This window comes from Rhodococcus sp. DK176, assembly GCF_038447315.2.
GTDB classification, from domain to species: Bacteria; Actinomycetota; Actinomycetes; order Mycobacteriales; family Mycobacteriaceae; genus Rhodococcus_F; species Rhodococcus_F jostii_A.
This window is the reverse complement of the sequence record NZ_CP118321.2, coordinates 5,671,318-5,696,897: the sequence shown is the minus strand read 5'-3', so window position 1 is coordinate 5,696,897 and position 25,580 is coordinate 5,671,318. Positions and strand designations below refer to the sequence as shown.

The following is a 25,580-nucleotide window of genomic DNA, read 5'->3' as shown; positions in this document are numbered from 1 at the left end:
GCGACTACGCGGTGACCAGGTCGATGGCGACGGCCGCTCCCTGCGGATCGACGACCGCGTCGAGGATGGTCTTCTGCGTCTGGGTCAGGTGCTCGGTGCAGGCCGCGGCAGCCGCCGGTCCGTCGCCGGCGAGGATCGCACGGCACATCGACAGGTGCTCCGCCAACGAGACGTCGAGACGGTCCGGGCGAGAGTGGGCGATGTTGCGCAGCCTCTCGGTGTGCGGCCGGAGTTCGGCGATCGATCGGGCTAGTTGCGCGTTCCGGGTGTGCGCGATCACGGCCTGGTCGTACGTTTCCGTGAGTTCGTAGAAACGATCTCGCCGGGACTCGGACGGGTCTTCCTCGGAGATCGCCCCTAGTGCGTCCGCTACCTGTTCGAACTGCTGCCGGGCCGTGGCGTCTCGGGCGACGGCCTCGGCGACCATGCGCGCGGCGGCCGCCTCGAGCAGGATGCGTAGCTCGAACAGGTCCCGAACGCTCTTGATCGAGATGGGAGCGACCCGTGCGCCCTGCCGGTCGATGAGCGAGACCAGCCCCTCCCCCTCGAGCCGAAGGAAGGCCTGGCGAACCGGGGTGCGAGACGCCGAGAACCGCGCGCCCACGTCGATGGCACTCAGCGACTGGCCCGGGGACAGGGAACCGTTCAGGATGTCCTGCTTGAGCTGCTCGTATACCTGTTCGCTCTTGCTGCCACCCGTCATGCATACATCCTAACGTTCGCAGTGACATCCGTTAAGGTATACATTGATGCACACCATAGAGCAGGGACAGCATCCCGGAGTAGGCGCCCCCCGTGAACGACGTGCAATCCCCCGAACGATCCGTGCCCACGCGCGCGGCCGCACTGCGTCGGCACGGACTCCGATGGGCCGCACTGATCGCACTGTCGGTCGGCGGCTGGGTGCTCGGCGAAAGCGTCGGTCTGACGGCGGCCGGTCTCTTCTCCGCCCTGATCGTCGCGGCGACCCTGGCCGTCACCGGATGGGGGCCGGCCCGAGTGCCGCGCCCGCTGGGAAAGCTTGCGCAGGGAGTGCTGGCGAGCGCGGTCGGGCTGATGGTGCACCGGGACACGATCGCCGGACTGGGCTCGATGTGGATGCCGGTGGTCTCGATCGCGGCCGCGACTCTCGCGCTCAGCGTGGCGGCCGGGGCCCTGCTCGCGCTGCACCGCGACGTGGACGCGGTGACCGGTTCCCTCGCCATGACTGCGGGCGGCGCCACCGGACTCGTCGCGATGGCCCGCGAACTCGGCGGCGACGACCGGGTCGTCGCAGTGGTGCAGTACCTGAGGGTGGCGCTCGTCGTCGTGTCGATGCCGATGATCGTCACGTTCGGCTTCCGCGTCGATACCGGTGCGGAAACCGTGACAGGCACCGAGGGCGGTGGGTCCGAATGGTATGTGGCCCTGCCGTTCCTGGCATTGTTCATCGTGGGCGGCACCGCCGTGGCATCACTCGTGCGACTACCCGCTCCCGCGACGTTGGGTCCGCTGGCGGTGAGCGCCGGGTTCGAACTCGGCGGCTGGAGCGACGCGGTCGCGGTCCCGCCGATGCTGATGACCGGCGCGTTGATTCTCATCGGCTGGCAGGCCGGGCTCGCGTTCGACCGGGCGAGCCTGCGGGCGATCGGACGAATCCTGCCGTACGCGGCGCTGCTCACGCTGCTGGTCGGGGCGGCCTGCGCCGGCCTGGGCGTCCTACTCTCCCACCTCACCGGTGTGAGCCTGCTCGAGGCCTATCTCGCCACGACGCCCGGTGGCCTGGCGGCGGTGCTGGCCGTATCGGCATCCACCGCCTCCAACGTCACGTTCGTCGCGGCCGCTCAGGTGTTGCGCCTGGTCATCATGCTCGTCACCACCCCGATCATGGCGAAGGCATTTGCCCACTTCAGTTCTCGGCGTCGACGAGCATAGTTCGGGAATCCTCTCCGGACAGGACGGTCCGGTCTATGTCCGGGCCGTCTCGACCGGAGAGGAGTCCCGTACACCCCGAGTGTCGTTGCAGTGTCTCCGAACTCGGGGTCCACCGGGACGCGGGTTCCTCGAATGTCGGCGCATGGCATCTACCTCCGTTCTCACGAGCAGCTAGCGAGCTGCACGATGGGTGGGTGTCGGGTCGGGTCGGGTCGGTCAGCCGTAGACCCTCGAGATGAAGGCGTCGAGGTTGACGCGGACCCGCTCGATCCTCTCCTCGGGCTCGAGATCCTCGCGGTACTGCCTGCCCAGCGCGGGCGACTTCTTCCGGCGCGCGTAGAGCGAGCAGGCGAGATCGGCGCACATGTAGGTGCCGGTCGAGTTGCCCCGGCGTCCGGATTCACCCGACTTGCGCGCAGTCATCAGCGAGACGCCGCCATTGGCGTGCGTGGTCATGCAGACGGTGCACATTTGCGCGCGGCGATAACCGCCCGTTTCGTAGCGCAGCGCGACGCCGACCAGACCGTCGTCCCGTGGCACGACGACATAGCAGCGGCCCGGAAACGACGGGTCACTCCAGCCGAGGAAGTCGAGATCGTCCCAGGGCCGATCGTCCAAGTCACGAGGGATGGGCAGACGCTTGGCGTCGCCTTTGGAGCAATTGATGAACGACGACCTGATGTCGCGTTCGGTGACGGGTTCCATGACGAGATGAACTCCTTCTCTCGACGGGTTGACAAAGCCACGTGACAATACGGACCGCAGTGAGGTCGGGCAACGGATTTTCGGAACGATCCCAGGCTGTAGCGAGTGCGGCGGGTGTCGCCGCGGCTACCGGTAGTCAGGTGCACATCCCGGCCACGGAGGACGTGAACCGCCGACTACGACGACAACGGGACGGGCGGTCGGAATCGGTGAGAGTATAGGGCTGTGAGCGCACAGGCAGAGTATGAGGAGAGACGTCGCCCGACCCCGGAAACTCCTTTGGGCTACCTCGAGCAGCTACCCGCCCTCGTCCTGCTCGAACGCCTTCCGGTTCCCGTCCTGGCGGTCGAGAACGACGGCACCGTCGTCCACGCGAACAGTGCTTTCGAGGAGATGCTGGGTCATCCCGTTGCGTCACTGCGCGGACGTCCGGTGTCCGAATTCCTCGACCTGGACGACGCACCGGCGGGTGCCGACGCGGTCGAACACCTCCGCGAGTCCGCCACCACACCCGTCGACCTCGCACATCAGGACGGATCCCGAGTGCGCGCACTCGTCAGCCGGCCCATCCTCCGTCGTCAGGACGATCCGGTGACCCTCGTCTGCTTCCACGACGTCACCGAACAACTGTGGAACGGCGGCCGGGCGCCCGGCTTCTGACCCCGCCCCACAGACGCACGGACAGTGGCCGGATTCTCACGACCATCCTGGCAACGAACGAATTGCCTGGGATTCCGGCGAAACCGTCTGCAAACAGCGCGGGAAGGATCGGGTGCGGGTTAGGTTGACTGCATGGCGACCGGCAAGAGCAAGGCTCCCGCTGTCGAACTGGAGGTCGGCGATCGGACCGTGCGGATCTCGCACCCGGAACGCGTCTACTTCCCCGCCACCGGTGCCACGAAGCTCGACCTCGCGAACTACTACCTGAGCGTCGGCGACGGGATCGTCCGCGCCCTGCGCGAACGCCCCTGCATGATGCACCGCTTTCCCGACGGCCTGAGCGGGGAGAAGGTGCACCAGAAGCGGTTGCCGCACGGTGCACCGGACTGGGTCCAGACGGTGCGGGTGACGTTTCCGCGGTACAACCGTCACGCCGACGAACTGTGCGTGACGCACCCGGCGGACGTGATCTGGGCGGTGCAGATGTCCACGGTCGAGTTCCATCCGTGGAACTCGCGCCGCGCGGACGTCGAACGCCCCGACGAGTGGCGGATCGATCTCGATCCGATGCCCGAGTGCGGGTTCGACACGGTGCGGCGCGTGGCCGGGGTGGTGCACGAGGTGCTCGACGAACTGGGTGCGACGGGCTGGCCGAAGACGTCCGGCGGAAGCGGCATGCACGTCTACGTCCGGATCCGGCCCGACTGGGGTTTCGGCGACGTCCGGCGGGCCGCGCTGGCCTTCGCCCGCGAAGTGGAGCGCCGGGCTCCGCAGGACGTCACCACCACCTGGTGGCGCAAGGACCGGGACCCGCGCAAGCTGTTCGTCGACTACAACCAGAACGCCCGCGATCACACCATCGCCAGCGCGTACTCGGTGCGGGGTGTGCCCGACGCGACCGTGTCCACACCGGTGACGTGGGAGGAGATCGACGACGTGAACCCGCACGAGTTCACGATCGCCACCGTCCCCGACCGCTTCGCGAAACTCGGTGACCTGCATGCCGGAATCGACGACGCCGTGTTCTCGCTCGAGCCGCTGCTCGAGTGGGCCGACCGCGACGAGGCCGAAGGCGAGTCGGATCCCGGTGGCGCGGAGGACTGATCGCGGACGACTGACCGAGGTCGTCCCCATGACGCGACACGCGCCCCGACCGTGCGGCCGAGGCGCGTGTCTCGCATGCCGAACTCTTCCCTACCGTGGCGGCGGGGGCGGTGGCGGCGGAGGCGGTGGTGGGTTGGGATTGCAGAGTTGGCAGCCGTCGACCGGCGGCTTGGGAACCGGTGCGTGACAGTCGTTCTGACATGGTCTGGCGCCGGCGATTTCGGCCGTCCCCACCAGTGAGATCGAGAGGGCTGCGAGGACCGCCCCGATGGCCGCCACGATCCTGGCGGAAGTTCTGGAAGTCGACATGTGGGTTTCCTCCTGTGAGCTGAAGAACGGTGTGCACCGTCCATAGAGCTTCGGCGAAACACACGACGGCGGCCAGGCACCCTGGGGGTGGAAATCGCGCCCCCGCTATCCCATCCGGCTGATCACGTCCAGCACGTCGCGGAGCGCGGACACGGAGTGCGCGGGGAGGAAGGCATCGCAGAAGGGCAGCGCGGCCGCCATCGATCCGGCGAGCGGCTGGAAGTCGGGATCACCGGCGCGGGGATTGAGCCACACCAGTCGATGGGCGCGGCGACGGACCCGGGTGAGGGCATGCGCCAGGCGCGTCGGGTCGTCGCTGTCCCAGCCGTCGGACGCGATGACCACGACTGCCCCGCGCAGCGCGTTGCCGTGCGGGGACGCGAGCAGTTCGCTCACGCTGCCTGCGATGTGGGTGCCACCGAATCTGTCGACCACCTTGTCGTTCGCCTTGCGGACCGCGGTCTCGGCGCTGCGGTGCGCGAGCACGGGCGTGAGCCTCGTCAGCGACGTGGAGAAGGCGAACACCTCCGGCCTGCCCTCGGTCTGTCGTTGCACCGCCGCCCGCATCAGATGGAGATAGATCGCGGCGTATGGCTGCATCGACCGGCTCACGTCGCACAGCATCACGATGCGCCGCGGACGGTTCCGCGGACGGCTCCGCGCGAGGACCACCGGCTCCCAGCCCGTGGCCCTCGACCGGTTCATGGTGGCCCGCAGGTCGATACGCCGGCCGCGGCGATGCACTTCGCGACGTCGGGTGCGGCGGGACGGCCACGCGGCGGTGGCCTGCTCCAGCCAGGCCCCGAGGAGCCTGAGGTCGCCGGCGTCGAATCGGGCGAAGGGTTCGTCCGCGCGAACCACGAGCCTGCTGGGCAGGGTGTCCGGCACGGCGGTGAGCACGTCGTGAATGTCGTCCTCGCCGCTGTCGTCGCCGCCGGTCATCATCGGTCGTGTCATCCACGGCACGCCGTCGACGTCCTGCGCGTCACCGGGCCGGTCGCGGCCGTCTCGGACACCGGCGAGGGCCGTCTCCCGTCCCGCAGCGGCTCGCCGCGCATGCGGATCCACAGACAGCAGGGCGTCCTCGAAGACCGCGGAGAAGACGGCGTCGAACGGCGCGAGGTCGTCGACGCGGTTGACGAGTGTCAGACGCGCCGACCAGTACAGCCGCGACCGCGAACTCGGCGGCGACAGATGAAGTGCCTGCACGAACACCGCGGGGCCGCTCGCGGAGACGACGACGCCACGGGAACGCAACCGGGCGACGAGTGCCACCGCGAACGCCGCGAGATCGACGCCCCGCAGGACGCCCGACGCGGTCATCGCCTGCGGCGGCCCACCACGAGGACGACCACGATCCCGGCGAGGATGGCAGCGAGGATCGGGGCATACCGTTTCCACGCACCCGCGCCGGACAACGCCAGCAGGTCCAGCGGCGCCGGTTCGGCGGCAGGCCGGGCCACGGACAGCGTCGTGGTGCCGGTGGACTCCGGCGCCGCCGCGGGCTGTTCAGCGGGTCCCCCGGCGAGCTTCGCTTCCAGCGATTCAGCGAACTGCCCCATGAGTTTCTCCGACACCTGCTGGATCATCCCGCTGCCGAACTGCGCGAGTTTGCCGACGATCTTCATGTCGGTATCCACGGTGACGCGGGTGCGGTCGCCGACCTCGTGCAACTGGGCGGTGATCGTCGCGGACGCGTTGCCGGACCCGCGCGAGTCCCTCCCGCGGGCATCGATCACGGCGCGGTGCTCCTTCGGGTCACGCTCGACGAAGGCGGCCTTGCCTTTGAACTCACTGGTCACCGGGCCGACCTTGACCTTCACCTTCCCCAGGTAATCGTCACCCTCCCGCCCTGTCATCTGAGCTCCGGGGAGCAGGGGAGCAACCTCCTCGAGGTCGCTGAGCACCTCCCACGCCTGCTCGATCGGGGCGCTGACGGTGAACTCGTTGGCGATCTTCATGGCAGTTGCCTCTCATCCGGTGGCCAGGCCGTGCGCGTAGTCGGCGAATGCGTCCTGAACTATTGTGCGGTCGTCCGGGGTCTTCGCGAGGGCACTCAGGCTCTGGATCGCGTCGTCGCGCACCAGATCGGCCACTCCCAGCGCCGCGAGTGCGGACACCCAGTCGATCGTCTCGGCGATTCCGGGCGGCTTGTCGAGATCGAGTTCGCGCGCCCTGCCGACGAAGCAGGTGGCGTGCTCGATGAGGGGCGACGCCGCCGCGGGCACCGTGCGGCGCACGATGGCGGCCGCCCGTGCCGGCTCCGGATAGTCGATCCAGTGGTAGAGGCATCGTCTGCGGAGCGCGTCGTGGAGATCGCGACTCCGGTTGGACGTCAGCACGACGACGGGGTGCTGTTCGGCCGTGAACGTTCCCAGTTCCGGAACGGTGACCGATGCCTCCCCCAGGAATTCGAGGAGGAGTGCCTCGAACTCGTCGTCGGCTCGGTCTATTTCGTCGATCAGCAGTACGGGCGGGGTCGGTCCCCGATATCTCACGCAATGGAGGATCGGACGTTCCAGCAGGAACTCCTCGGTGAACAGGTCGTCCTCGGTGAGGCCGTCGCCCCGCGATTCGGCCAGCCGGATGGTGAGCAACTGCCGCTGGTAGTTCCAGTCGTAGAGGGCTTCGTTCGCGGTGAGGCCTTCGTAGCACTGCAACCGGATCAGCGGGGCGCCGAGGACGGTCGCGAGAGCCTTCGCCGCGGTGGTCTTGCCGACTCCGGGTTCGCCTTCGAGCAGGAGCGGCCGGCGCAGAGCAGCCGCGAGATACAGGGCCGACGCGGTTCCGAAGTCCAGGAGGTAGTCCTCGGCGTCGAAGCGCCGGACCACGTCCGCCACGTCCTCGAATGCCGCCGTCATACCGCTCCCGTCTCCTGCGCGAACGATGCCCGGCAACCCGGCCCGCAGAACCAGAAGTCGTCGCCGCCGCGCCGTAGGTGGGCAGTGTCCGGCCCGACGACGACGTGCATCCCGCACACGGGATCGATCACCTCCGTCACCACCACCGACGGAGTCGAATCATCCTCGGGCGCGCGAAGTCCCGCGGTCCGCAGTTCCTGCACCAACTCGGCCGCGATCGACACCGCGATCTCCGCCGCCGTCCGCGCGCCGATGTCGAGACCGACCGGGGTGTGCACGCGCGCCCGCTCGGGCTCGGTCAGCCCCAGGGTGTCGAGGATGGCCCCACCGCGTGTTCGGCTGGCGACGAGCCCGACATATCCGACCCCGGCGTCGAGCGCCGCACGGATGACCTCCGCTTCGGGTCCGCCGTGGCCGGCGAGCACCACCGCCGTCGTGCCGGAGAACTGCCCGATTCCGGCGTCGTCGTGCTCGACGGTGAATCCCAGCAGTTCCGCTATGCCCCCCAACGCCTGCGCGATCGGTGTGGTGCCGAAGATCCGCACCAACGGCGGTGGCAACTGCGGCTCCAGGAAGATCTCCATGGCACCGCCGGACAGGCACGGATTCACCACGACGGACGCGCCCGGAGCCTCGGGGAACTGCACGGCCCCGTCGGGAAGGACCCGCAACAGCACGCTCTCGTTGGTTGCCAGCGCACCCAGGGCGGCCATGCGTACCGAATTCTGCGCACACTGACCGCCGACGAACCCCTCGATCGTCCCGTCCTGCAGGAGGATCGCCTCGTCGCCGGTGTGACTGGACGTGGGCGGCTGCGCCCGCACCACGGTCGCACGGACGAACGGCCTGCGGTCGCGCGTCAGTTGCGCCGCACGCTCTTTCAGATCCATCAAGCCTCCTCGCAGCCGACGGGCGACATTCAGATCGGGGGTGTCGCGCGGCCCTGCATGGCCTCCCACACCCGGGACGGGGTGAGCGGCATGTCGGCGTGCCGGATACCGAACGGGGCGAGCGCATCCACGACCGCGTTCACCACGGCCGGGGGCGATCCGACCGTCGCGGACTCGCCGACGCCCTTCGCGCCGATCGGGTGATGCGGCGACGGGGTCACGGTGAAACCGGTCTCGAGCTTCGGGACCTCGAGTGCGGTGGGGATCAGGTAGTCCATCAGTGATCCGCCGAGGCAGTTGCCGTCCTCGTCGAACTCGATGATCTCCATGAGCGCCATACCGATGCCGTCGACGATGCCGCCGTGGACCTGCCCCTCGATGATCATCGGATTGATGCGCGTGCCGCAGTCGTCGACGGCGAGGAACCGCCGCACCTTCACCACCGCGGTGCCGGGATCGACGTCGACGACGCAGAAGTACGCGCCGTAGGGGTACGTCAGATTCTCGGGGTTGTAACAGATCTGCGCGTCGAGTCCGCCCTCGATTCCCTCCGGCAGATCGCCGGCGCCGTGCGCCCGCATCGCGATGTCCTGGATGGTCACCTTCGCCGAGGGATCGCCCTTCACATGGAATTCGCCCTTTTCCCATTCCAGATCCGCGACCGAGGCCTCGAGCATGCCCGAGGCGATGATCTTCGCTTTGTCCCGGACCTTGCGGGCCACGAGCGCCGCGGCCGCCCCCGACACCGGTGTCGACCGGCTGCCGTACGTGCCGAGCCCGAACGGCGTGTTGTCGGTGTCGCCGTGCACGACGTCGATGTCGTCCGGTGGGATCCCCAGTTCCTCCGCCACGATCTGCGCGAACGTCGTCTCGTGACCCTGCCCCTGGGTCTGCACCGACAACCGCACGACGGCCTTGCCCGTCGGGTGGACGCGCAGTTCGCAGCCGTCGGCCATGCCGAGGCCCAGGATGTCCATGTCCTTCCGGGGTCCGGCACCGACGGCTTCGGTGAAGAACGACATGCCGATTCCCATCAGCTCGCCGCGTTCGCGGCGTTCCTTCTGCTCCTCGCGCAACTGCTGGTAGCCGATCATGTCCATGGCCTTGCGCATGGTGGTCTCGTAGTCGCCCGAGTCGTACACCCACCCGGTCTTGCTGGTGTACGGGAACTGTTCCGGCCTCAGCAGATTCTTCAGCCGCAGTTCCGCCGGATCCATCTTCAGGTCGAACGCCAGGCAGTCGACGAGCCGCTCGACCAGATACACGGCCTCGGTGATGCGGAACGAGCAGGCGTACGCCACCCCGCCGGGCGCCTTGTTCGTGTAGACCGCCGTCATCGCGCAGTGCGCGGCCTCGATGTCGTAGCTGCCGGTGAAGACGCCGAAGAAACCGGCCGGATACTTCACCGGGGCCGCAGTGCCGTTGAACGCACCGTGGTCGGCCAGCACCTTCGTGCGGATCGCGAGCATCTTGCCCTCTGCGGTGGCCGCGATCTCGCCGACCATGATGTAGTCGCGGGCGAAGCCCGTGCTCATCAGGTTCTCGCTGCGATCCTCCATCCATTTCACCGGTTTGCCCGTCACGAGCGACGCCACGATGGCACACACGTATCCCGGGTAGATCGGGACCTTGTTGCCGAATCCCCCGCCGATGTCCGGGGACACCACCCGGATCTTGTGCTCCGGGATCCCCGAGACCAGGGCGTAGACCGTCCGGTGCGCGTGCGGTGCCTGGGACGTGGTGTACAGGGTGAGCTTGCCGGACACCTTGTCGACGTCGGCGATCGCACCGCACGTCTCCATCGGCGCCGGATGCACCCTGGGGTAGACGATCTCCTGCTTCACCACCACGTCCGCCTTCGCGAACACGGCCTCGGTCGCGGCGGCATCGCCTGTCTCCCAGTCGAAGCAGTGATTGTCCGTCTTGCCCTCGAGGTCGTCGCGGATCACCGGCGCATCGGGCGAGAGCGCGGCGCGCGCGTCGACCACGGGATCGAGCATGTCGTATTCGACGTCGATCAGTTCCAGCGCGTCCCGGGCCGAATAACGGTCCTCTGCGATGACGAACGCCACCTCCTGGCCCTGGAAACGCACCTTGTCGGTGGCCAGCACGGCCTGCACGTCGTTGGACAGCGTCGGCATCCAAGCGAGGTTCTTCGCGGCGAGGTCGGCGCCCGTCACCACTGCCGTCACCTTCGGGTGTTCCTGTGCCGCAGTGGTATCGATGTTCACGATCCGCGCGTGCGCGACCGGCGACCGCAGGATCGCCAGGTGCAGCATGCCGGGGAGGGTGATGTCGTCGACGTAATTTCCGAGCCCCCGGATGAAGCGGGGATCCTCCTTGCGCAGCATGCGACCGTGGCCGCAGGGCTTCTTGTCGTTGTCGACGATATCCGCGCCGCCAGACGGAGGGCGGGATTCGACGGTGGTCATGATGCACTTCCAGTCGTCGCGTGTTCCTCGACTGTCATCGGTGCGCCCTCGGCGCCCCGCGTCTTGTCCTCCTGCACGTCCGCGTCGAAGTCGCCTGCCGGTTCCGGCTCGGCGGCCTCGCCCGCCCGATGGTCGGCCGCCCACTGGATCGAGCGCACGATCGTGGTGTACCCGGTGCAGCGGCAGATCTGCCCGGAGATCGCCTCCCGGATGGTGGCCTCGTCGGGGCTCTCCTCCCGGTCGAGCAGTGCCCGCGCCGTCATCATCATGCCGGGGGTGCAGAACCCGCACTGCAGTCCGTGGCACTGCATGAAGCCCTGCTGGACGGGATCGAGTTCGCCGTCGTGTTCGAGGCCCTCGACCGTGCGGACGTCGTGCCCGCCCGCCATCGCGGCGAGCATCGTGCACGACTTCACCGGATCGCCGTCGACGGTGACGACGCACGTGCCGCAGTTGCTGGTGTCGCAGCCCCAGTGGGTCCCGGTCAGGCCGAGCTGGTCGCGGAGGAAATGGACCAGCAGCATGCGCGGTTCCACCTCGGCGCTCACTGCTTCACCGTTGACGGTCATGTTCACCTGCATGGCTATGCCTCTTTTCCGGTCGGCTCGTGCTCCACGTCGCTACGGAGCACCCGGTCGACCGCTGTACGGAGTGTGCGGATCGTGAGTTCGGATGCGAGATGGCGTTTGTAGTCGACGGTGCCGCGGGCGTCGGCGACAGGTTCGCAGGCCTGCGCGGCCATCCGCCCGGCCTGGGCGAACGCCTCCTCGGACGGGGGACGCCCGGTCAGGTAGTCGGCGACGTCCGAAAGTCCGGACGGATCCGGGTTGACTGCCGTGAGGCCGACCGCGGCCCGGGCGATCTCGCCGCCCTCCACCGTGACGGCCGCTCCGGCCGCGGTGACCGCCCAATCCCCGGTCCGCCGTTCGACCTTGGCGTACGCGCTGGAGCTGTGGCCGTGGACGGGTATCACTATCTCGATGAGCATCTCGTTGTGTGCGAGCGCCGTCTCGTACGGCCCGACGAGGAACTCGGACATGGGGATCTCGCGGCGTCCACCGGGCCCGCGCACCACGCAGGTGGCGTCGAGAACAGAGCAGACAGTGGTGAGGTCCTCGGCCGGATCCGCCTGGCACAGCGATCCGCCGATGGTCCCGCGGTTGCGGACCACCGGGTCGGCGATCACCTTCTCCGCGTCGCGGAAGAGGGGGAACGCCACCGCGAGCTCGTCCGATTCGAGCAGCCGGCGGTGCCGTGTCATCGCACCGATCCGCAGCCTCGACCGCTCGGTCGTGATGTAGCCGAGTTCGCCCTCGAGATCGTTGATGTCGATGAGGTACTCGGGATTGGCGAGGCGAAGTTTCATCATGGGGAGCAGGCTGTGGCCGCCTGCGACGAGGCGGGCTTCGTCGCCCAGCCGGTCGAGCAGGGCGATGGCGTCCTCGACGCCCGTTGCACGCTCGTATTCGAAGGATCCTGGTACTTGCATTGTGACCTACCTCACAAACGTGGATCCTTTCAGCCTGCGCAAGAACCGGTGGTCCGTCAACCCCGGGTGAACCGCCCTAGTCGACGAAGGAATCGACGGGTTCCTCGTGGTGAATCCGGCCGCTCGACTCCGCCAGCGGGCGCCCCGTGCCACCCCACCGACGGGCGATGATCTCGGCGGCGATGGACACCGCAGTCTCCTCGGGTGTCCGGGCGCCGATGTCCAGACCGATAGGGCTCGACAGCCGGTCGAGTTCGGTGTCGGTCAGACCGGCCTCACGTAGGCGTTCACGCCGGTCCAGGTCCGTTCTGCGTGAGCCCATGGCGCCGATGAACGCGACGTCCGGGAGGCGCAGCGCCGTTTCGAGGAGAGGGACGTCGAACTTGGGGTCGTGGGTGAGTACGCAAATCACAGTCCGGCCGTCGATGGCCTGGGACTCGGCCTGCGCAGCGAGATACCGGTGCGGCCAGTCCACCACCACCTCGTCGGCCGTCGGGAACCGCGCGTGGGTCGCGAACACCGGACGGGCGTCGCAGACCGTCACCCGATATCCCATGAAGGCGCCCTGCCGGGCCACCGCGGCGGCGAAGTCGATGGCCCCGAACACGAGCATGCGCGGCCTCGGCGCGTAACTGGCGACGAACACCTCCATGCCCTCGCCGCGACGCTGGCCGTCGGTGCCGTACGTCAGGACGGTGCTGCCGCCCGCCGCGAGGAGGCCCCGGGCGTCGTCGGTGACCGCGGAATCGGCCCGGTCCGAGCCGAGCGAACCGCTCACGCTCTCGGGCCGGACGACCAGCCGGCGCCCCACCCGAGCCGCATCGGGATGCGCCACGACGGTCGCGACCGCGACCGGCAGGTGATTGTCGATGTCCCGGGTGATCTCGCCGAGCTCCGGAAAATTGTCCCGCGACACGGGCTCGACGAAGATGTCGATGATTCCACCGCAGGTGAGACCCACCTCGAACGCGTTCTCGTCGCTGATCCCGTACCGCTGCAGCACTGGCGTACCGGATGCCGTGACCTCGGATGCGAGTTCGTAGACCGCCCCCTCGACGCACCCGCCGGACACCGAACCGGACGCGCTGCCGTCGGGCGCCACGACCATCGACGCCCCCGGCGGTCGCGGCGCGGAGCGGAACGTGCGGACCACCGTCCCGACACCCGCTGTTCCGCCCGCGGTCCACACCGCCATCAGGTCCGCCAGCACGTCGCGCATCAGCACCCTTCCCGCTCGAGTCCGACGTGTGATACACGCTCAGCAACAAGCTTATTCCGCCGAGGCGAGTTTGGCCCGGGAGATCGGAACCTCGACTTCGACCGGCGCTAGCGGGAACGGGGGCGTGCCCACCCCGGCGATCCGGAAGTGGCCCCACGGGTCGCGCTCGGCGAGCGCCGCGGGCACTTCCGGACCGTCCCCGATGGTGAGGAACAACGGGGTGCGGTTGCGCCCTTTCGCCGCGTCGACGCCGTCGCCGACGACGCGGCCGTACCAGTGGTAGAGGCCGTCCAGCGGTTCGATGTGGCCGTTCAGGAAGACCTCGACGGCCACGGTCAGGTCGCCGGACGTGAGCACGCCGGGCCCGCGGTACTCCGTGTCGTCCTCGCGCTCGGCGAGCGAACTCAGCTCGAAGTGCCGGTCGTCCGGGGTGCGCATGCGCCGCCAGTAGGATGCGCTCGACCCGGGCCACGCCGCCCGATTGTGGCCGGTGGAATCGAGGTACCAGCTGTCGCAACCACCCGAATTCCACACCGAGCCCGCGAGTTTGCGGTGGACCACCCGGTTGAATTCGCGCTGCGCGCCCGCGCGCACCTCGATCCGGGTCGCGTCGCGCTTCTTCATCAGCGCCAGGCATCGGGTGATGTAGTGCGCCTGGGCCTCGATGACGAAGACGATCGACTGGTTGCCGCCACCGGAATTCGGACCCATCATGAGGAAGAAGTTCGGGAACCCCGCGACCGCGACACCGAGGTACGCCTCCATGCCGTCGCGCCAGGCCCGCTGGATCGTCAGGCCGCGGCGGCCCACGATGTGCTCGTTCTCGAATCGGTCGCCGACCGCGAATCCCGTGCCGTAGACGATGACGTCCGCCTCGTGCATCGTTCCGTCGTCAGTCCGGATCCCACGTTCGGTGACCTCCGAGATGCCCGACGTGACCAGATCGACGTTGCCGCGTTGCAGGGCCGGGTAGAAATTGCTGGACACCAGAATCCGCTTGCAGCCGATGATGTAGTCGGGGGTCAGCGTGGCACGCAATTCGGGATCACGCACCTGCCTGCGCAGCAGACCCCGGGCGGCCGACTCCAGCACCGTCATCAGTCGTGGGTGCAGGAAACCGGCGATCAGCGATTCGTGGCTCCAGTAGATCGCACCGCGGTAAGCCTTCTGGACTCCGGGAACAGCCTTGAACACCGCCTTCTCACCGGCGGTGATCGGACGGTCCAGCTTCGGCAGTATCCAGTGCGGCGTCCGCTGGAAGACGTCGACGTGCGCGGCCGTCTTCGCGACCTCCGGAACGAACTGCACGGCACTCGCTCCCGTGCCGACGACCGCTACCCGCTTACCGGTCAGATCGACCGAGTGATCCCACTCGGCGGAATGGAATGCCACACCCGAGAACGACTTCCGGCCGGGAAGATCCGGAACGCTGGGTTTGTGCAGCGGTCCCGGACCGGCGACCACGATGCGGGGGTGATAGACCGAACCCGACCGGGTCTCCACCCGCCACCGGTCGGTGGTCTCGTCGAACTCGTAGGAGATCACCTCGGCGCCGAACCGGATGTGTGGAGCCAGATCGTAGTCGCGGACCACCCGTTCGATGTAGTCGAGAATCTCGGGCTGCCGCGCGTACATCCGGGTCCATTTCCGGTTGGGCGCGAAGGAGAACGAATACATCAGCGACATCACGTCGCAACCACATCCGGGATACGTGTTCTCCCGCCACGTTCCGCCCACCCGGTCGGCCTTCTCGAGAACGACGACGTTCTCCTCGCCCGCCTCCTTCAGCTTGATCGCCATGCACAGTCCGGCGAATCCGGTGCCGACGACGAGGACGTCCGGTTCGGTGGTCCCGGTTGTCACAGGAATCCCCCGCGCCGCCACAGCGCGCGGGACGTCGGTCGCATCAGGCCGTTCTCCTCGAGAAACGCTGCCAGCGACTCGAACCCGCGTCGTTGATTCTCGCGAAAGTGAGGATTTGTCAACGCCTGTCGACGTGCCTCCTTCGGATCCAGCCCGGCCCGCTCGTACATGGCCGGGTTGGTGAACAGCCGCTGGAACAGCGGGCCGCCGATCCCCTGCACCGTTGCGACCCACAGCCGGTCGATCCGGTGGCCTTCCGCGACGCGGCGACGCACCCCCTCGCGCGCGAATCGGATGTGCCGGGACTCCTCGGTGACGTGGATCCGCATCAGCCGGGAAATCATCGGCTGCAATTGCGGGTCCTCGAGGACGCGCCGCTGCGTGGCGTCGAAGATCTCCTCGCCGATCAGCGCGGCCACCCAGAGCATGGTTCCGCGAAATGTCTTGGGCAGCACGTTGACCACGACTGCCTGATACCACCGGAGCTGGAAGGGCTTGGCGCCCATCTGCTCGATGGCGCGCCCGAACATCGTCATGTGCCTGCACTCGTCGCCCATCTCGGTGAGCATGTACCGGGTGTGCAGCGAGCTCGGATCGTTGTGCAGCAGCGCGCGCAGGAGCGCCTGGTTGAGGATGTTCTCGAACCAGATTCCGACGCTGAGGATGTTCGCCGATTCCTGCCGGGACAACTCGATGCGCTGTGCCTCGCTCATCCGGTCCCACATCTCGGTTCCCCACAGAGACAGGACCTGCGGCGGCAGGAAGTACTTGCCGTCCTCGAGGGGCGCGTCCCAGTCGATATCGACCACGGGGGCGTACGAACGCTTGACGGAGCCTGCGAGGAGCCGCCCGGCGACTTCCTCCCGATCGATCGTGTGTGAACGCTGAGACATCGCTGATCCCTTCGTCGAGCGCGATTCCATCTCGTTGCCGTTTATAGGTAAAACGTAAACCCGGGTGTGACGCAGGTCAATGGTTATCTGTGACTCGAGTTCACATTTGTGGCTTCTGTTTGCGCCCACCCCACCCGAACAGCACAATCAGGGCCGTGAGGACGCAGCCGACGACACCGACACCCGGCGAACTCCGGGAACGGATCCTCGACGCGGCCGAGGAATGCCTGATCGAACTCGGTTACAGCACCCGGCTTCACGCGGTCATCGCCGAGCGAGCGGGACTGTCCCGGCCCACGCTCTACAAACACGTCGGCGATCAGTCCGCCATTCTCGAGGCCCTCTTCCAGCGGGAGATCTCAAGGTTCTTCGTCGTGCTCGACCCGGTGCTGCGGGGACGGCAGAGCCAACTCCAGGTGCGATTCGTCGACGCCGTCGTGTTCGCCGTCCAGTACGCACGCGGACACCGGTTGCTGCAGAAGGGTTTGCGCGACGACCCCGCCGTGGTGCTCCCCTGGTTCACGGTCGAGGCGAAGCCGATGATCGAACTCGGGGCGCAACTGCTCACTCCCCACTTCGAGCGCCTGTTCTCTCCCGACCAACTGTCGGGCGTGAGCCCCACCGCCATCTCCGAGTGGGCGTTCCGCATCATCGGCTCGCTCATCATCACTGAGGGGATCGTGGACACGTCCGACGAGCGGGCTCTGCGCGAGTTCGTCCGGTCCCTGCTGACGATCGCGTTCATGCCACAACCGGACGTTCATATTCCTTGACGCGTATATACGCGTAGGCGCATACTCGGGGTCATGGCACCGGACGTGTTCACCGTGGTCGCCGAACCACAGCGGCGCAGGATCCTCGAACGGCTGCGGGCCGGTCACGCCAGCGTCGGCGAACTCGTCGACCAACTCGCCCTGCCCCAGCCGACCGTGTCCAAGCACCTGCGGGTGCTGCGACAGGCCGGATTCGTCACCTGCCGCACCGCGGCCCAGCAGCGCATCTACAGCCTGCACCGCGAACCGTTCGACGAGTTCGACGCGTGGCTGCAGCCCTACCGCCGGCTGTGGGCGAATCACCTCGATGCGCTCGGGCGGCACCTCGAATCGAAGGAGACCCCGTCATGACCGAATCAGACGCACGACGCGACTACCGCCCCGGCCCACTGCGGCACGTCGAGGCACGACCCGACGGCACCCGATGGGCTCTGACCTTCGTTCGCGACTTCACCCACTCGCCGGCGGCGCTGTGGACCGCGCTCACGGATCCCGGCGAACTTCCGCAGTGGGCGCCGTACACCGCGGACCGGAACCTCGGAACGGTCGGTCCCGCAACCCTGATCATGGTCGACGGGCAGGACCGCACCGAACTCGACGGCACCGTGACTCGGGCCGAATCACCTCACGTCCTCGAACACGCGTGGGGCGACGACGTCCTGCTCTGGACGATCGAGGAAACCGATGCGGGCACCCGACTGACCTTGCGCCACACGGTCGACGACCAGCGAACCGCGGCGATGACGGCCGCCGGGTGGCACATGTGCCTGGACGTCGCCGACAGCCTGCTCGAACGCAATCCGATCGGACCGATTGTCGGCGCCGAGGCGATGAACTACGGCTGGCGCGAACTCAACGAGCAGTACTCCGAACGCCTCGGCGTCGAACCGATCGATCCGACGCTGCGGTGAAATCGGTGACGGGCGTCCGCCGCTCCCCGTACCGTTGACGCATGGGACTGCAATGGGAAGCCGTGGTGGTCAACGCTCTCGATCCGACAGCCCTGGGAGGCTGGTGGGCCGAGGCCCTTGGCTGGGGCTCCGTGACCGACTCCGACGGCGACGTCCACATCCGGCCCCTGGCCGACAGTCACCCGGAGATCCTGTTCGTGGCGGTTCCGGACCGGAAGCAGACCCCGAACCGGCTGCATCTCGACTTCCGGCCCGACGATCAGCAGGCCGAGGTCGCGCGGCTTCTCGGGCTCGGCGCCCGGCACGCGGATGTCGGTCAGGGCGAGCAGAGTTGGGTGGTGCTCGCCGATCCCGAGGGCAACGAGTTCTGCGTCCTGTCCGGCAGGCGCTGACGCCGACCGCTGATCACGCCACCCTGGCCCGCAGGGTCCGCAGCGCCTCGTGCTGCACGACGAGGACCCGGCCCACCGGGAGCCCGAGCACGCCCGCGGTGTCGTGCACGGACAGCCCGTCTATGACCCGAAACAGGACGATCTCCCGGGCGGTGACGTCGAGATGGTGCAGCAGCCCGGCCACTTCCGCCGGAATGTCCGAGCTTCCGGCCGTGCCGCCGTGCGCATCCGAAACGGTCTGGCTCACGACGCGATACACCTCGCGGACCGGATGATCACTGCGCGCGAGAGCCGGTAGTTCCCGCACCACCGCGAGTAACGCTTCGTGCGCCACCTCGTCCGCCGGCCGCGTGACCTGCATGGAATCCCCCACGCGGGTGCGGCAATAGCGCACCACCTGCGGCCACAACGTCGTCATCCCCCGCTCGACGGCCTTGCGATCCCCCGCCGCGCCAGCCGTCGCTGCCGAATGTAATTCCTCGTCAAGCACACTCATGTGACCCTCGATCCCCCGACCTCGCCGTCTCCGGTCACCCGTCACGGCGCTTCCGTACTCATCTTCCGGCACACCAGGGGTCAACACATCCGGGAGGTTCCGTTCATGCTGAGTGTTGTTTAGTGCATTCTGCATGAGTGTCCGGGTTACCCCGGTCACGTTCACCACTCAGTGGTGTTCCCGCAGCAATACCGTCAGCCCACCGAGCGGCGGGTCTTATGGTTGGTTTCTGTCGGGCGTCTTTTACGTCTCGTCCGCAACTCGCCGAAGACGCACCACCGTCAACCGCTGCGAGGGCAGCGAGGTTGAGAGCAGCATTGTGATCACGATCAGCGCGGAATCCGCACGCATCGCAGGTGAACACCCGAACCTTCAGGGGTAGTTTGGCTTTCACTACCTGACAGTTCGACCAGGTCTTACTCGACGGATACCAACGGTCCGCCACCTGCAGACCGGTGCCAGCCCACTCGCACTTATAGGTCAGTTGTCGCCGGATCTCGGCGAACGCCGCATCCTGCAGAGCCCGGTTCAACCCCCGCTTGTAGGCGCCACCGGAACGGGTCATTCCCGCGACGTTGAGGTCTTCGACGACGACGGTATCGAAGTCCCGCACCAGTCGGGTGGTGAGTTTGTGCAGGTGATCGCGGCGACTGTTCGCGATGCGGATGCGCACCGCCCGGATCTGTTCCTGGGTGCGCAGCCAGCGCCGGGAGGGTTGTTGACCGGTGCGACGATCCGGGCCGACACGGCGGGGACGCACGGCGCCCGAGGCTACGAAGTTGTTTCGCATGCTTGCGTGCGTGCGTCGGATTCTCGATCATCTCCCCGTTCGAGAGGACTGCGAGGTGTTTGACCCCCACATCGACTCCGACCACCACACCGCAATCGCCGACCGCGGCGGAGGTACCGGTGGTGGCGGGTGACAGTGCCCGCGCGGGGAGAGCGATTTCGACCGAGAACGACACCTGCCACCGGCCCCGACGAAACGAGAGGGTCGCCGACCGAATCCGCGCCGTCCCGGCGATCGTCTTTCGTGCCAATTTGCGGGTCGATTCGGCAGACCGGACCACGCCGATCCGTGGTAGTTGGATGTGGCGTCGATCCCCGCTGTCGGTGACCAACCCGAAACTGCCGGTGGTGAACCGGCACGACAGCACCGCCCGTTTGCCCTTGAAGCGGGGGAATCCCATCGGACCTCTGCGTTTTCCGGATCGGGCGTCGGACCAGTTCGATAGGGCGGCCGCGCAGTTCGCGAGTCCGGAACTGTAGGCCTCTTTCGAGTTCTCCGGCCACCACACCTGCCCGGTGTCGGTGTTGACGGCGACGTCGTCTTTCACGGTGTTCCAGTGTTTGCGCAGGCCGTACGCCGACCAGGACACCGGCGGCGTCAACTCCGCGTCAGGGATCTCGTAAGACCGTTCCGCAGTCCGTTGGTCGAGGTTCGCCTTGACCTGCGACAGTGCCCAGTTGTAGGCGAAGCGCTGCGCCCCACAGTGCGACCGCAACACCGACGCCTGCTCCGGGGTCGGCTCGAGGACAAAAACGTAGGCACGGATCACCGTCCGAGAAGAGTCCGCAGCCTGGTCGAGCGCCGCGCCCGGAGCCGGTGCCGTGACGTGGTCACCGGGATCGGCGAGCACAGCTGTGGGCGTCACGACAGATCCGCCGCAGCGGTCACCGCAGCTGCGGCACTCCGGCGTGAACCACGCCGCCCGCATCGGCGGGCACACAGCGAGGCCTTCACCTCGGTCATATCGCGCACCAGATCATCACCACCCGTCGTCGGTCAACACAAGCACGGTACGACAGGGCACCGACAACACAGCCTCGATGAGGCCGAACCCGAACCTGGCGAGTGGGTCCCGATGCCGACGACACACTCGGATCAGCCACTTGCCTGCGAAATGTAGTGGTCGGAACCGATCTCGGTGACCGTCCTCGACACACCCAGACCTCGCCTTCCATATTCGGTCACCACACCCCCGCCTGGCGTTCCAGATCGGCCTACTGACAGGACGACACCCGGCAACACGCACCACCGCACCCACCGCCGGGTTCCGACCGCCGGAACCCCCACCACAATCGTCTCCGAGAGCAAACGGTGAGCCTGGACCGGCAGTGCCGCCGCGTGGAACCACACCAACGGGGTCCGATACTGCACACCGGTCGCCCAACCCCGCAACATCACTGCACCAAACAACACGAAACGACATCAAACATTCAGAACACGCAGACTGTACGCAACCCCCTACATGTCCGGCTTCCTCCGCAGGTTCTTGGTCTGGCCGCGTTGCTTCTTGGCGTCGAGTCTTCGTCGGTGCGAACCCTTGGTCGCCTTGGTCGGACGCCGGGTGCGGGTTTCGGCGAGGACCGCCGCGCGCAACAACGCCGCCATCCGGGCCCGCGCCGCGCGCCGATTGCGCAGCTGCGAACGGGTTTCGGACGCCGTCACGGTGACCACCCCGTCAATGAGCCTGTGTCCCAGCTGAACCTGCATGCGTTCAAGCTGGGACCGCGACAGCGTCGACAACGTCCACAGGTTCACCCGCAACTCCACCCGCGAGTCCGTGGTGTTGACGCCCTGACCGCCGGGACCGCCGGCGCGGGAGAACCGCCACTGCAACTCGGCGGCCGGAACGACGAGCGACCGCGTGATCTCGAGGTCGTCGGTGACCTCGCCGCCGGGAAACACCGGAGGAACTTCGCTCACACTCCCAGCGCCCGAGCCAGCACCGGCCAGGAATCGTGCAGGTCGTCCTGCCAATATCCCCACGAGTGTGTGCCCGAGTCACGGAAACTCGCGGTTGCAGGTACTCCCAGTTCCCCCAGGCGATCCGTAAATCGATGGGTGCAGTAGTTGGTCACCGCTTCGATGGGACCACCCGCGTAGATCTGACGCGCGAGCGTCGCGACGTTCCCGTCGATCCCGGGGCCGTCCAGGGTCTCGTGGCGCCCCGGCAGACCGTTGCCGCTGGAGAGGAACAGCTCCGTTCCGCGCAGTTCGGCGGCGTGAACGTAGGGATCGTTCGCCGCCCACGCCGGATCGTCCGCCTCGCCGTACATGTTGGCCGGGTTGCCGTAGCCGTAGTTGTCCATGGTGATCTTGATGAGGAGCTGACCGAGCGGATCACTGGTCAGAGCGCAACCGCTGTAGGCGGCCACACCGCGGAACAGGCCGGGAGCGGCGATCGCCAACTGCAGAGCGGCAGTACCCACCCGTGACATGCCGGCGAGCGCGTTGACTCCGTTGGTGCCGAGGGCTGCGTCGACGACCGGCGGAAGTTCCTGAGTCATAAAGGTCTTCCACTTGTTCACCCCCATCACCGGGTCGGGGCTCTTCCAGTCCGTCCAATACGCGTTCTCGCCGCCGGAAGGGCTCACGACGTTCACGTTCTGGTCGGCCAGGAACTCTTCGACATCGGTCTTCTCCCGACGGACCTGACCGTCGAGGAAGTACAGCGTCGGCCTCGGCACGCTCGTGTCGGCGGGGCGCTGCACGTACACCGGAACGACCCGCTGCATCGACGCCGAGAAGACGTGCAACGTCAGGTGTCTCGAATCGATCACGGTGACGTGATCGAGCGTCGACCCATTCGGCGCCACCGCGGAACCGAGCGCCTGACCGGTGTCGACGATCGGATCGGCGGCCGCCGCGACGGTGCCGCCGAGGCAGAGACAGACCACGGTCACGGCCGTCACGGCCGCTGTTCGCAATTTCCCCCGAAAGATCTGTCGTGTCACGACCGACTACCGCCCTCCACCCGCACGAATTCCGGTCCCGGGCATGCTAACAGTTCCCGCGATACCGAGTAACGGAAGAGCCTTTCCGCGCGATGAACATTCGACCCCCCACGTTCATTGAAGGACCGGCATGACGTTTCCCCTGCCCTCATCATCTGCCACTCGTCAGAAGTGGCCCTGGATCACCGGCGGGATCGTCGTAGTCGTGGCCGCGGTCTCGTTCCTCAGCCCTGGACAGGACGACCAATCGGCCCAGGCCACAGCGGTATCCGCGTCCGTGGCACCCTCGGTCGCCGATCCGACGACCGTGCGTGTCGCGTCGAGTTCGTCGACACCGGTGCCGTCTGTGCTCGACCTCTCGCCGGTCGAACCCGCCGCGGCCGGCGGGGCGGACGCGACCGCCGCGTTGCAGCTACTCGCCGGCCTCGAGGTCAAGGGACGCGCACCGAAGACCGGTTACGACCGGGATCTCTTCGGCCAGGCGTGGACCGACGACGTCACGGTCGAGGGCGGTCACAACGGGTGCGACACGCGGAACGACATCCTCCGGCGCGACCTCGAACAGATCGTGTTCAGGCCGGGGACCCGCGACTGCGCGGTACAGACCGGAACGCTGCTCGACCCGTACACGGGCAACACCATCTCCTTCGTTCGCGGTGCGGACACGTCGAATGCCGTGCAGATCGATCACGTCGTCGCGCTGTCCGACGCCTGGCAGAAGGGGGCGCAGCAGCTCGACACCGCGACCAGGGCGAACTTCGCGAACGATCCGCGGAACCTGAAAGCCGTCGACGGCCCCACCAACCAGCAGAAGTCGGACGGAGACGCCGCAACCTGGCTGCCCCCGAACAAGAGCTACCGGTGCACCTACGTGGCCGATCAGGTGGAGGTGAAGGCCGCGTACGGGCTGTGGGTGACTCAGGCCGAGCACGATGCGATCGCCCGGATTCTCCGGGACTGCGGGGCGGCGGCGCCCGCAGTCGCGCCCGCTCCGACTACCAGTACGGTCCCGGAAGCAGCACCTGCGCCCGTTCCGGCACCCGCGCCCGCGCCCGCACCCGTCCCGTTCGTTGACACGGCACCGCCGAGCGACGTCTACTACAAGAACTGTTCGGCGGCCAAGGCGGCCGGTGCCGCGCCGGTCCACATCGGCGCGCCGGGCTACGGCACCCACCTCGATCGCGACGGCGACGGCGTCGGCTGTGAGAGCTGATCCGGGCCTGGTGCGACACGCGCCGCCGTCACCAGTTAACCTGAACTGCCTGCAGGGACGTCGGGTACCTGTAGCGCTTTCGTACATGTCAGAAAGATGAGATCGGCATGACCACTGCACCCGACGCACTCGGGCACCCCCCACATACGGACGAGCCGGCAGTCGCCCGCACGTATCCGAAGCCGGCGTTGTCGGCGCGCGAAATCGAGGTTCTCCGCCACTGGTTGCGCGGCGACTCCAAGCTCGCCGTCGCCGCCGACCTCCACATCGCCCTCGGAACGGTCAACACACACCTGACCCGTATCCGCGAGAAGTACGCGCTGGTCGGGCGTGATGCGTCCACCAAGACGGCGCTGCTGGTGCGGGCCCTTCAAGACGGGATCATCACGATCGCCGAACTCTGACATGTCTACGCCCTGCGCAGGGCGTCCCGGTCGATCTCGGCCACCGACGTCAGGCCACTGAGCCCCATCGTGAGGTCGAACTCGGCGATCACGTTGGCGGTGGCGTCCCGCGCACCCGCCTGACCTGCGAGGGCCAGGCCGTACAGGTGGGGCCTGCCGAGCGTCACCGCGTCCGCACCGAGGGCGAGGGCCTTGAAGACGTCTGCTCCCGTGCGGATTCCGCTGTCGAGGAGCAGCGTCAGCCTGCCGGCGACGACGGGCGCGATGTCCACGAGCGCGTCCAGCGACGACACGCTGCCGTCCACCTGCCGCCCACCGTGATTCGACACCACGATGCCGTCCACCCCGGCGTCGAGCGCGCGCCTGGCGTCGTCCGGGTGCAGCACGCCCTTGAGGAGGATCGGCAGCGACGTCCTGCTGCGGAGGGTCTCGATATCGGCCCAGCTCAGCGACGGCCGGGAGTAGATGTCGAGGAACGTCTCCACGGCGGCCCGCGGTTCCGGCGACCGCAGGTTGTCGAGGAAGCGACCCGGGAAGCGCCGGGTCATCGACACCAGTGACCGGATCGCGCCGAGTGTCACCTCGACGTCCGCCTTGCCTGCGGCGGCCTTGATCCGCTCGTGGACGATCCGGCGGAACACCGGATCGGACGTGTACTGCGCGATCCCCTGCCCCTGCGCGAAGGGCAGCGAGCCGAGATTGAGGTCTTCCGGGCGCCAGCCGAGCATGGTCGTGTCGAGGGTGACGACGACGGCGTCCGCACGAATGTTCTCGGCGCGCTGGAGCAGGCTGTCGACGAGATCGTCGTCGGTGCTCCAGTACAGCTGGAACCACCGGGGTGCGTCGCCCATCGCCGCCGCACTCTCCTCCATCGGTGCGCAGCCCTGGTTGGAGAAGATGTACGGCACACCCAGTTCGGCGGCCGCGGCGGCGATCGCCACATCCGCCTCGGGGCTGGCCAGTTCGGCCGCGCCCACCGGGGCGAGCAGCACCGGGGCCGGAATCCTGCGCCCGAACAACTCGACCCCGATGTCGCGCTTCGAGACGTCGCGCAACACCCGGGGAACGATCTGCCACTTGTCGAACGCATCGCGGTTGGCCTGCATCGTGCGACCCAGCCCCGCGCCGCCGTGGACGTACGCCCACCCCTTCGCGCTCATCTTCCTTTTCGCGCGCCGCTCCAGCGTGTCGAAGTCGGTGGGAACGGAGGGTGTGCGACCGAGGACGCCGTCGCGATAGATCAGATTCTGGCGGGCCCGGCCCGGGCTGTCCTGGTTCTCGCTCGCAGACATGCGCCGAGTCTTCCACAGG

Annotated in this window: 26 protein-coding genes and 1 pseudogene; 9 read left to right on the top strand and 18 right to left on the bottom strand. The window is 67.6% G+C overall.

The window, feature by feature from the left end; translation table 11 throughout:
• Positions 1-4: 4 nt before the first annotated feature.
• Positions 5-703 (bottom strand): GntR family transcriptional regulator, encoded by a 699-nt coding sequence (locus PSR88_RS26670; protein WP_016883764.1) that lies wholly within the window; start codon positions 701-703, stop codon positions 5-7.
• Positions 704-795: 92 nt separating this feature from the next.
• Here PSR88_RS26670 and PSR88_RS26665 point away from each other — a divergent pair, with 92 nt between their 5' ends.
• On the top strand, positions 796-1,914 hold the full coding sequence (locus tag PSR88_RS26665) for an AbrB family transcriptional regulator (RefSeq protein WP_016883765.1): 1,119 nt from the start codon (positions 796-798) through the stop codon (positions 1,912-1,914).
• A 216-nt stretch (positions 1,915-2,130) separates the two neighbouring features.
• On the opposite strand, the gene PSR88_RS26660 is transcribed toward PSR88_RS26665, so the two are convergent.
• A complete protein-coding gene (locus tag PSR88_RS26660) occupies positions 2,131-2,619 on the bottom strand; it encodes an FBP domain-containing protein (RefSeq protein WP_016883766.1) in 489 nt (162 codons plus the stop codon).
• Between the two features lie 225 nt (positions 2,620-2,844).
• On the opposite strand from PSR88_RS26660, the gene PSR88_RS26655 reads away from it, so the two are divergent.
• Together PSR88_RS26655 and ligD are read left to right on the top strand one after the other, a co-directional pair.
• The gene (locus tag PSR88_RS26655) at positions 2,845-3,279 is read left to right on the top strand and encodes a PAS domain-containing protein (RefSeq protein ID WP_016883767.1); all 435 of its coding nucleotides are present in this window, start codon (positions 2,845-2,847) and stop codon (positions 3,277-3,279) included.
• Positions 3,280-3,411: 132 nt separating this feature from the next.
• Positions 3,412-4,383, top strand: a complete 972-nt coding sequence (gene ligD, locus PSR88_RS26650) for a non-homologous end-joining DNA ligase (RefSeq protein WP_011597437.1) — start codon at positions 3,412-3,414, stop codon at positions 4,381-4,383.
• 414 nt (positions 4,384-4,797) lie between these two features.
• Here ligD and PSR88_RS26645 read toward each other — a convergent pair whose 3' ends face one another.
• The 10 genes from PSR88_RS26645 to PSR88_RS26600 all read right to left on the bottom strand — a co-directional run bounded on the left by PSR88_RS26645 (position 4,798) and on the right by PSR88_RS26600 (position 16,369).
• Positions 4,798-6,015, bottom strand: coding sequence for a vWA domain-containing protein (locus PSR88_RS26645; RefSeq protein ID WP_016883768.1), 1,218 nt, complete (start codon positions 6,013-6,015; stop codon positions 4,798-4,800).
• On the bottom strand, positions 6,012-6,653 hold the full coding sequence (locus PSR88_RS26640) for an SRPBCC family protein (protein ID WP_009478268.1): 642 nt from the start codon (positions 6,651-6,653) through the stop codon (positions 6,012-6,014). The genes PSR88_RS26645 and PSR88_RS26640 overlap by 4 nt, the downstream gene beginning before the upstream one ends.
• 12 nt (positions 6,654-6,665) lie before the next feature.
• On the bottom strand, positions 6,666-7,553 hold the full coding sequence (locus tag PSR88_RS26635; RefSeq protein ID WP_009478267.1) for an AAA family ATPase: 888 nt from the start codon (positions 7,551-7,553) through the stop codon (positions 6,666-6,668).
• Entirely contained in the window at positions 7,550-8,443 is an 894-nt protein-coding gene (locus tag PSR88_RS26630) for an XdhC family protein (RefSeq protein WP_016883769.1), read from the bottom strand. Before PSR88_RS26630 ends, PSR88_RS26635 begins: the two co-directional genes overlap by 4 nt.
• Positions 8,444-8,472: 29 nt before the next feature.
• Complete coding sequence (locus tag PSR88_RS26625) at positions 8,473-10,875, bottom strand: aerobic carbon-monoxide dehydrogenase large subunit (RefSeq protein ID WP_011597435.1); 2,403 nt, start codon at positions 10,873-10,875, stop codon at positions 8,473-8,475.
• Positions 10,872-11,456: a (2Fe-2S)-binding protein gene (locus tag PSR88_RS26620; protein WP_011597434.1), complete on the bottom strand. Its 585-nt coding sequence runs from the start codon at positions 11,454-11,456 to the stop codon at positions 10,872-10,874. Before PSR88_RS26620 ends, PSR88_RS26625 begins: the two co-directional genes overlap by 4 nt.
• 2 nt (positions 11,457-11,458) lie before the next feature.
• Complete coding sequence (locus PSR88_RS26615) at positions 11,459-12,364, bottom strand: FAD binding domain-containing protein (RefSeq protein ID WP_011597433.1); 906 nt, start codon at positions 12,362-12,364, stop codon at positions 11,459-11,461.
• A 76-nt stretch (positions 12,365-12,440) separates the two neighbouring features.
• Complete coding sequence (locus tag PSR88_RS26610) at positions 12,441-13,583, bottom strand: XdhC family protein (RefSeq protein WP_011597432.1); 1,143 nt, start codon at positions 13,581-13,583, stop codon at positions 12,441-12,443.
• A gap of 51 nt (positions 13,584-13,634) precedes the next feature.
• Complete coding sequence (locus PSR88_RS26605; RefSeq protein WP_020476838.1) at positions 13,635-15,446, bottom strand: DUF4873 domain-containing protein; 1,812 nt, start codon at positions 15,444-15,446, stop codon at positions 13,635-13,637.
• Entirely contained in the window at positions 15,443-16,369 is a 927-nt protein-coding gene (locus tag PSR88_RS26600) for an AurF N-oxygenase family protein (RefSeq protein WP_016883772.1), read from the bottom strand. The genes PSR88_RS26605 and PSR88_RS26600 overlap by 4 nt, the downstream gene beginning before the upstream one ends.
• 125 nt (positions 16,370-16,494) lie before the next feature.
• Between PSR88_RS26600 and PSR88_RS26595 the strand changes: the two genes are divergently transcribed.
• Genes PSR88_RS26595 through PSR88_RS26580 form a run of 4 tightly spaced genes read left to right on the top strand, consistent with a single transcriptional unit; the run spans position 16,495 to position 18,415 of the window.
• Positions 16,495-17,112 carry a TetR/AcrR family transcriptional regulator gene (locus tag PSR88_RS26595; protein WP_009478259.1) on the top strand — a complete coding sequence of 206 codons (618 nt, stop codon included), beginning with the start codon at positions 16,495-16,497 and terminating at the stop codon, positions 17,110-17,112.
• Between the two features lie 33 nt (positions 17,113-17,145).
• The gene (locus tag PSR88_RS26590; RefSeq protein ID WP_011597428.1) at positions 17,146-17,463 is read left to right on the top strand and encodes an ArsR/SmtB family transcription factor; all 318 of its coding nucleotides are present in this window, start codon (positions 17,146-17,148) and stop codon (positions 17,461-17,463) included.
• On the top strand, positions 17,460-18,023 hold the full coding sequence (locus tag PSR88_RS26585; RefSeq protein WP_009478257.1) for an SRPBCC family protein: 564 nt from the start codon (positions 17,460-17,462) through the stop codon (positions 18,021-18,023). The genes PSR88_RS26590 and PSR88_RS26585 overlap by 4 nt, the downstream gene beginning before the upstream one ends.
• A 41-nt stretch (positions 18,024-18,064) precedes the next feature.
• Complete coding sequence (locus tag PSR88_RS26580; RefSeq protein ID WP_016883774.1) at positions 18,065-18,415, top strand: VOC family protein; 351 nt, start codon at positions 18,065-18,067, stop codon at positions 18,413-18,415.
• Positions 18,416-18,428: 13 nt separating this feature from the next.
• Here PSR88_RS26580 and PSR88_RS26575 read toward each other — a convergent pair whose 3' ends face one another.
• The 5 genes and pseudogenes from PSR88_RS26575 to PSR88_RS26555 form a co-directional block, all read right to left on the bottom strand.
• Positions 18,429-18,911, bottom strand: a complete 483-nt coding sequence (locus tag PSR88_RS26575; protein ID WP_016883775.1) for a sigma factor-like helix-turn-helix DNA-binding protein — start codon at positions 18,909-18,911, stop codon at positions 18,429-18,431.
• Positions 18,912-19,014: 103 nt separating this feature from the next.
• On the bottom strand, positions 19,015-19,701 hold the full coding sequence (locus PSR88_RS26570; protein WP_272943404.1) for an RNA-guided endonuclease InsQ/TnpB family protein: 687 nt from the start codon (positions 19,699-19,701) through the stop codon (positions 19,015-19,017).
• 28 nt (positions 19,702-19,729) lie between these two features.
• Positions 19,730-20,629 (bottom strand): annotated as a pseudogene (locus PSR88_RS26565) (helix-turn-helix domain-containing protein); the annotation flags it as partial.
• Between the two features lie 530 nt (positions 20,630-21,159).
• Positions 21,160-21,621, bottom strand: a complete 462-nt coding sequence (gene arfB, locus PSR88_RS26560) for an alternative ribosome rescue aminoacyl-tRNA hydrolase ArfB (protein WP_016883776.1) — start codon at positions 21,619-21,621, stop codon at positions 21,160-21,162.
• Positions 21,618-22,610, bottom strand: coding sequence for an alpha/beta hydrolase (locus PSR88_RS26555; protein ID WP_016883777.1), 993 nt, complete (start codon positions 22,608-22,610; stop codon positions 21,618-21,620). Before PSR88_RS26555 ends, arfB begins: the two co-directional genes overlap by 4 nt.
• A gap of 172 nt (positions 22,611-22,782) precedes the next feature.
• Between PSR88_RS26555 and PSR88_RS26550 the strand changes: the two genes are divergently transcribed.
• Both PSR88_RS26550 and PSR88_RS26545 read left to right on the top strand, forming a co-directional pair.
• Complete coding sequence (locus tag PSR88_RS26550) at positions 22,783-23,865, top strand: DUF1524 domain-containing protein (protein WP_016883778.1); 1,083 nt, start codon at positions 22,783-22,785, stop codon at positions 23,863-23,865.
• A gap of 107 nt (positions 23,866-23,972) precedes the next feature.
• Positions 23,973-24,269, top strand: coding sequence for a response regulator transcription factor (locus PSR88_RS26545; RefSeq protein ID WP_005574983.1), 297 nt, complete (start codon positions 23,973-23,975; stop codon positions 24,267-24,269).
• 5 nt (positions 24,270-24,274) lie between these two features.
• On the opposite strand, the gene PSR88_RS26540 is transcribed toward PSR88_RS26545, so the two are convergent.
• Entirely contained in the window at positions 24,275-25,561 is a 1,287-nt protein-coding gene (locus PSR88_RS26540; protein ID WP_009478246.1) for a lactate 2-monooxygenase, read from the bottom strand.
• Between the last annotated feature and the right edge of the window lie 19 nt (positions 25,562-25,580).